Origin of the sequence: Tetragenococcus muriaticus DSM 15685, assembly GCF_000423785.1 — a bacterium.
Lineage (GTDB): Bacteria > Bacillota > Bacilli > Lactobacillales > Enterococcaceae > Tetragenococcus > Tetragenococcus muriaticus.
Map to the genome: position 1 here is coordinate 1 of NZ_AUIQ01000081.1, position 5174 is coordinate 5174.

The following is a 5174-nucleotide window of genomic DNA, read 5'->3' on the forward strand; positions in this document are numbered from 1 at the left end:
CTTACGACAAACCTTTTTCGACCGTTCGTTCACAAACGTCCGTAAGAGCTCCCAGGGTAAGACATTTATCTTTCTCTCCATAACCTCTTGATTTACTGTCTTGGTTTTACGTTTACCTTTTGGACTTCAGCTTGATATGCAGCCTTATCCACCATTTAGCCTCATCAAGTTCCTGTTCGTAGGCTTGAAAGATTTGCGACACCACTTCCTTCACCCCATCATCACTGATTTCAGCTTGTGGCTCGCTACGCTTGGCGGTAACTACCTGCGACTGGACTTTCACCAGCTAGATAAATGCCATGCCTGGCACACATAATAAAATCAGCTAAGTAGAATTCTACTTAGCTGATTTTATTATTTTATCAAAACTTTTCTAATGGTAACCAGTCTAGAACATGTTGAATACTTTTTTCCCAGAACGTCCAATCATGCCCTCCCGGACCGTCTTCAAAAGTTACGTTATAGCCTTGTTCTTTCATTTTGTCCGTAGCATGAGTACTCGCTTGGTATATCGGATCTTCGGTCCCGCATATAATATAAAACTGAGGCATCTGACCTACGTCCAAAGTTTCAATCAAATGAATTAAATCATTTTCCGAGCCTTTGATTTCTTCCAATGGACCAAAAATCCCTTCCCAATATTTTTTACTTCTAATTTCTAATAATTGTTCTTTTCCTTCAGCAATTGTTAATCCACCTGAAATAGAAGCAATAGCTGCAAAATTTTCTGGTCTTCTTAAACCTAGTTTCACAGCTCCATAGCCGCCCATGGAGACACCGGCTGCGAATGTTTTTGCTTTTTTTGTGGTTAACTGCGGAAATAATTCATGACAAATTTTAGGTAATTCGTCAGCTATAAACGTCCAATAATTCATATCATATTGAGTATCTGTATACCATGCTAAATCAGTCGAAGGAATAATTACAGCTAACCCCATATTTGAGACGTAACGTTCAATTGCTGTACGTCTTTGCCACACACTATGATTGCCATTCATACCATGTAACAAATATAGTACAGGTACATCTTCTGTTACTCCTTTAACATCTGTACCGAATGCTTTTTTCGTTTCTTGGGGTAAAATGACATCTAACATAACTTCCATTCCTAATACATTCGAAAAAGCATTCACTTGCAAAAGTGCCATTCGTTTCTTCACATCCCTTATGTTTTACCATATATTGTAGCAGACTTTACTCTATAAAAAAAAGATCCCATTGATGTAAAATCAATCAGGATCTTCTCTAGCTATTTTACGCTTTCTTGCAGTAATTTCACTTTGTCTATTTTTTCCCATGGTACATCAATATCTGTTCTACCAAAGTGTCCATAAGCAGCTGTATCTTTATAAATAGGACGACGTAAATCTAACATTTCTATAATTCCAGCTGGACGCAAATCAAAGTTTTGGCGAACAGCTTCAATTAATTTTCCTTGGCTTACTTTTCCAGTTCCGAAAGTATCAATCGTAATAGATACCGGTTCGGCCACGCCAATAGCATAAGCAAGCTGTACTTCAGCTTTATCAGCTAACTCAGCAGCAACAATATTTTTAGCAATATAACGAGCCGCATAGCTGGCCGAACGATCTACTTTAGTAGCGTCTTTTCCAGAAAATGCACCACCACCATGACGAGAATAACCACCGTATGTGTCTACAATAATTTTACGACCTGTTACACCAGCGTCTCCTTGTGGCCCTCCAATAACGAATCGGCCAGTAGGATTGATGAAATACTTCGTATCATCATCTAACAAGTCATCAGAAACAACTGACTTTATGACTTTTTCAATCATATCCCGACGAATCGTTTCATTGGCGATTTCATCATCATGTTGTGTGCTAATAATGATTGTATCTACTCTTTTAGGTTTCCCATTTTCGTCATATTCGACAGTTACTTGTGATTTCGCATCTGGTCGTAAATAACTAATTTCCCCAGTTTTTCTTAAATTAGCTAAACGAGCGACAATTTTATGACTTAAAGAAATAGGTAAAGGCATCAATTCTTCTGTTTCATTCGTTGCAAACCCAAACATAAGTCCTTGGTCTCCAGCACCAATAGCATTGAGCCGCTTTTCTTTATCTTTTCTGGCTTCTAAGGACGTATCAACACCTTGTGCGATATCTTGTGATTGTTCGTCAATAGCAACTAGGACCGCTACATTATCACTATCAAAGCCATATTCAGGCTGGTCATAACCAATTTCTTTAACCGTTTGACGAACGACTTTTTGCATATCCACATATGCTGAAGTCGAAACTTCACCAAAAACCAAGACTAATCCCGTTGTTACTGCTGTCTCACAAGCAACACGCGCCATCGGGTCTTGTTTTAATAGCGCATCTAAAATCGCGTCACTAATTTGATCAGCAATTTTATCTGGATGCCCCTCTGATACAGACTCAGAAGTAAATAAATTTCTTTCTTTCATGATAATAATTCCCCCTAAAAAATATTTTTCGGTTACAAGGCATCTCCACTTATAACACACAAGTGAATCCTCTCGGGAACTTGCAACGGCCTGATTCTAATAGACAATAAAACAATCTACTTTTATTTCTGTCATTGAAATAAAACGAAACCTAAACTGTCAGCAAAGCCCTTATTTTAACTTAAAAAAAAGCATTCATCACTGAATGCTTCGATGGTCCGTACGGGACTCGAACCCGTGTTACCGCCGTGAAAGGGCGGTGTCTTAACCTCTTGACCAACGGACCGCTGATACGGGGAAGGAGGGATTCGAACCCTCGCGCCGAGTCTATCGACCTACACCCTTAGCAGGGGCGCCTCTTCAGCCACTTGAGTACTTCCCCAAAACCAAAAAGTATTCACTTTTCATGGGCCTAAATGGACTTGAACCATTGACCTCACGCTTATCAGGCGTGCGCTCTGACCAACTGAGCTATAGGCCCTTCATTATATTTATAACAAAAGCGGGTGACGAGAATCGAACTCGCGACAACAGCTTGGAAGGCTGTGGTTTTACCACTAAACTACACCCGCATGACAACGGTCTGGACGGGACTCGAACCCGCGACCTCCTGCGTGACAGGCAGGCATTCTAACCAGCTGAACTACCAGACCCATTTTACTGGGACCTTCAATACTTTATAATAAGTATAATTGCGGGAGCAGGATTTGAACCTGCGGCCTCCGGGTTATGAGCCCGACGAGCTACCAGACTGCTCCATCCCGCGCTAATAATTAATTAATATATTTCCATATAACATACCTTTAAATTAAGGTATGGTCCGTACGGGACTCGAACCCGTGTTACCGCCGTGAAAGGGCGGTGTCTTAACCTCTTGACCAACGGACCATTATTCAGTGAAGTGGGCCTAAATGGACTTGAACCATTGACCTCACGCTTATCAGGCGTGCGCTCTGACCAACTGAGCTATAGGCCCTTCATTATATTTATAACAAAAGCGGGTGACGAGAATCGAACTCGCGACAACAGCTTGGAAGGCTGTGGTTTTACCACTAAACTACACCCGCCTTACATAAAAGTAAATGGATCGAGACAGAATCGAACTGCCGACACACGGAGCTTCAATCCGTTGCTCTACCGACTGAGCTATCGATCCTAAACGGTCTGGACGGGACTCGAACCCGCGACCTCCTGCGTGACAGGCAGGCATTCTAACCAGCTGAACTACCAGACCCATTTTACTGAGAACTTTCAATATTTTATAATAAGTATAATTGCGGGAGCAGGATTTGAACCTGCGGCCTCCGGGTTATGAGCCCGACGAGCTACCAGACTGCTCCATCCCGCGCTAATAATTAATTTATTTGACGTACCTACATACGAAAAATTCAATAAAGGAGGATAAGGGATTCGAACCCTTGCGCGGTTTTATCCGCCTGACGGTTTTCAAGACCGTTCCCTTCAGCCAGACTTGGGTAATCCTCCAAAAATAAATGATAATGACGCAATGGACCTTGTAGGATTCGAACCTACGACCTGACGGTTATGAGCCGTCTGCTCTGACCAACTGAGCTAAAGGTCCAAGCTCTTAATCACAATCGCGGTGGAGGGGATCGAACCCACGACCTCCCGGGTATGAACCGGACGCTCTAGCCAGCTGAGCTACACCGCGAATATCATTTTATTAAATGACATGGAGCCTAGCGGGATCGAACCGCTGACCTCCTGCGTGCAAAGCAGGCGCTCTCCCGGCTGAGCTAAGGCCCCAATTAACATTCATCGGGAAGACAGGATTCGAACCTACGACCCCTTGGTCCCAAACCAAGTGCTCTACCAAGCTGAGCTACTTCCCGTGACGCGCCCAGAAGGATTTGAACCCTCAACCTTCTGATCCGTAGTCAGACACTCTGTCCAGTTGAGCTATGGGCGCTTACGTTCCTTTTTTTAGGAAACAATGCCGGGGACCGGAATCGAACCGGTACGGTAAATACTTACCCCAGGATTTTAAGTCCTGTGCGTCTGCCAATTCCGCCACCCCGGCGTATTTTGCTACCTAAGCGGAAAACGGGATTCGAACCCGCGACCCCCACCTTGGCAAGGTGGTGCTCTACCGCTGAGCTATTTCCGCAATTTTGCATGCCGGCTAAAGGACTTGAACCCTCGACCCTCTGATTACAAATCAGATGCTCTACCAACTGAGCTAAGCCGGCGCTTTCTTTCATGCGGGCGAAGGGACTTGAACCCTTACGCCTTGCGGCGCTAGATCCTAAATCTAGTGCGTCTGCCAATTCCGCCACACCCGCGCTTTAGAGTATGAGTCGTACAGGATTCGAACCTGTGACCCTCTGATTAAAAGTCAGATGCTCTACCAACTGAGCTAACGACTCCTATGGAGGTTATAGGGCTCGAACCTATGACCCTCTGCTTGTAAGGCAGATGCTCTCCCAGCTGAGCTAAACCTCCGCTTGCGCGTGGCGATGTCCGACTCTCACAAGGGGAAGCCCCCTCACTACAATTGGCGCTAAGAAGCTTAACGACTGTGTTCGGCATGGGAACAGGTGTCTCCTTCTTGCCATCATCACCACACACACGGAAATGGATGTGTCCATTCCCTCAAAACTGGAGAAAAAGAAACCATCAACCTTCCTTGGTTAAGTGCTCGATCGATTAGTATCCGTCCGCTCCAACCCTCACGGGTCTTCCACTTCGGACCTATCTACCTGATCATCTCTCAGGG

At 44.3% G+C, this 5174-nt stretch carries 3 protein-coding genes, 24 tRNA genes, 2 rRNA genes and 1 riboswitch; all 29 genes read right to left on the reverse strand.

The features are described from left to right. Positions 1 to 112 precede the first annotated feature (112 nt). Positions 113 to 283: a hypothetical protein gene (locus tag G577_RS12235; protein WP_162141351.1), complete on the reverse strand. Its 171-nt coding sequence runs from the start codon at positions 281 to 283 to the stop codon at positions 113 to 115. Positions 284 to 362: 79 nt separating this feature from the next. Beyond that, complete coding sequence (locus tag G577_RS0109710) at positions 363 to 1148, reverse strand: alpha/beta hydrolase (RefSeq protein WP_028791025.1); 786 nt, start codon at positions 1146 to 1148, stop codon at positions 363 to 365. A gap of 101 nt (positions 1149 to 1249) precedes the next feature. Then, positions 1250 to 2437: a methionine adenosyltransferase gene (gene metK / locus G577_RS0109715; RefSeq protein WP_028791026.1), complete on the reverse strand. Its 1188-nt coding sequence runs from the start codon at positions 2435 to 2437 to the stop codon at positions 1250 to 1252. Further along, positions 2435 to 2528: riboswitch (SMK box riboswitch) on the reverse strand. (Overlaps the previous gene by 3 nt.) Positions 2529 to 2651: 123 nt before the next feature. Next, positions 2652 to 2723 (reverse strand) — tRNA-Glu (locus G577_RS0109720). Between the two features lie 7 nt (positions 2724 to 2730). Next, positions 2731 to 2819 (reverse strand) — tRNA-Ser (locus G577_RS0109725). Between the two features lie 25 nt (positions 2820 to 2844). Beyond that, positions 2845 to 2918: transfer RNA gene (locus G577_RS0109730), tRNA-Ile, on the reverse strand. A 20-nt stretch (positions 2919 to 2938) separates the two neighbouring features. Next, positions 2939 to 3009 (reverse strand) — tRNA-Gly (locus tag G577_RS0109735). Between the two features lie 7 nt (positions 3010 to 3016). Then, positions 3017 to 3090 (reverse strand) — tRNA-Asp (locus G577_RS0109740). Positions 3091 to 3129: 39 nt separating this feature from the next. Continuing rightward, positions 3130 to 3203, reverse strand: a tRNA-Met gene (locus tag G577_RS0109745). Positions 3204 to 3253: 50 nt separating this feature from the next. After that, positions 3254 to 3325 (reverse strand) — tRNA-Glu (locus G577_RS0109750). A 14-nt stretch (positions 3326 to 3339) separates the two neighbouring features. Continuing rightward, positions 3340 to 3413, reverse strand: a tRNA-Ile gene (locus tag G577_RS0109755). A gap of 20 nt (positions 3414 to 3433) precedes the next feature. Beyond that, positions 3434 to 3504 (reverse strand) — tRNA-Gly (locus G577_RS0109760). Positions 3505 to 3520: 16 nt separating this feature from the next. Next, positions 3521 to 3593, reverse strand: a tRNA-Phe gene (locus tag G577_RS0109765). A 4-nt stretch (positions 3594 to 3597) separates the two neighbouring features. Continuing rightward, positions 3598 to 3671 (reverse strand) — tRNA-Asp (locus tag G577_RS0109770). A 40-nt stretch (positions 3672 to 3711) separates the two neighbouring features. Continuing rightward, positions 3712 to 3785 (reverse strand) — tRNA-Met (locus tag G577_RS0109775). Between the two features lie 47 nt (positions 3786 to 3832). Then, positions 3833 to 3922 (reverse strand) — tRNA-Ser (locus G577_RS0109780). A gap of 23 nt (positions 3923 to 3945) precedes the next feature. Continuing rightward, positions 3946 to 4019, reverse strand: a tRNA-Ile gene (locus tag G577_RS0109785). 16 nt (positions 4020 to 4035) lie between these two features. After that, positions 4036 to 4109 (reverse strand) — tRNA-Met (locus G577_RS0109790). Positions 4110 to 4131: 22 nt separating this feature from the next. Beyond that, positions 4132 to 4204, reverse strand: a tRNA-Ala gene (locus tag G577_RS0109795). A 12-nt stretch (positions 4205 to 4216) separates the two neighbouring features. Continuing rightward, a tRNA-Pro gene (locus G577_RS0109800) sits at positions 4217 to 4290 on the reverse strand. 3 nt (positions 4291 to 4293) lie between these two features. Continuing rightward, a tRNA-Arg gene (locus tag G577_RS0109805) sits at positions 4294 to 4367 on the reverse strand. A gap of 25 nt (positions 4368 to 4392) precedes the next feature. After that, positions 4393 to 4478 (reverse strand) — tRNA-Leu (locus G577_RS0109810). 15 nt (positions 4479 to 4493) lie between these two features. Then, positions 4494 to 4565 (reverse strand) — tRNA-Gly (locus G577_RS0109815). A 9-nt stretch (positions 4566 to 4574) separates the two neighbouring features. Next, positions 4575 to 4647 (reverse strand) — tRNA-Thr (locus tag G577_RS0109820). Between the two features lie 11 nt (positions 4648 to 4658). Then, positions 4659 to 4740, reverse strand: a tRNA-Leu gene (locus tag G577_RS0109825). An 11-nt stretch (positions 4741 to 4751) separates the two neighbouring features. After that, a tRNA-Lys gene (locus G577_RS0109830) sits at positions 4752 to 4824 on the reverse strand. Positions 4825 to 4827: 3 nt separating this feature from the next. Then, positions 4828 to 4900, reverse strand: a tRNA-Val gene (locus G577_RS0109835). A gap of 6 nt (positions 4901 to 4906) precedes the next feature. Continuing rightward, positions 4907 to 5023 (reverse strand): 5S ribosomal RNA (gene rrf, locus G577_RS0109840). Between the two features lie 61 nt (positions 5024 to 5084). Beyond that, a 23S ribosomal RNA gene (locus G577_RS0109845) occupies positions 5085 to 5174 on the reverse strand; the annotation flags it as partial.

Excerpts from the sequence above, each read along its gene's own strand:
- G577_RS0109710 (WP_028791025.1), bottom strand. The coding sequence starts at position 1,148 with ATGGCACTTTTGCAAGTGAATGCTTTTTCGAATGTATTAGGAATGGAA.
- metK (WP_028791026.1), bottom strand. The coding sequence starts at position 2,437 with ATGAAAGAAAGAAATTTATTTACTTCTGAGTCTGTATCAGAGGGGCAT.